General features: G+C 45.0%; 1 pseudogene. It reads right to left on the bottom strand.

Annotated features, from left to right (window positions below):
- Positions 1 to 400: pseudogene (locus tag IRQ95_RS22490) on the bottom strand (IS5/IS1182 family transposase); the annotation flags it as partial.

Genomic DNA, 400 nt, shown 5'->3' on the forward strand with positions numbered 1-400 from the left:
AGTCATTGATGTTACCTGCGGTGGTATAGGTATCGAGGATAATTCCGTGTTGACCATCAACGGTTCTATGGTCGAGATAGAAGAAGCCTTGTGGCTTATTATCACGAGTCATGAAGCCACTCTCTGGGTCAGTGGTGCTGGTTTTAGTATTCTTTATTTTTGACTCTGATCCGCGAGCCTTAAGCGGTTTCTTACCCGCTATTTCTCGGTCTAACGCAACGTCTTCATCCAGCATATCAAGATAGGCACTCGCGCGAACCGCCATGGCTTTATTGGTATGTTTATTCTTGTTAGCGTTCGCTTTGAGATGAGTACTGTCCGTAAAGAACTCTTGCCCCGCGACCAAGCCTTTCGACATGGCTTGCTCTACGATATTAATAAAAATACGTTCGAATACATC

The sequence above is a fragment of the Vibrio fluminensis genome, from assembly GCF_015278125.1.
GTDB classification, from domain to species: Bacteria; Pseudomonadota; Gammaproteobacteria; order Enterobacterales; family Vibrionaceae; genus Vibrio; species Vibrio fluminensis.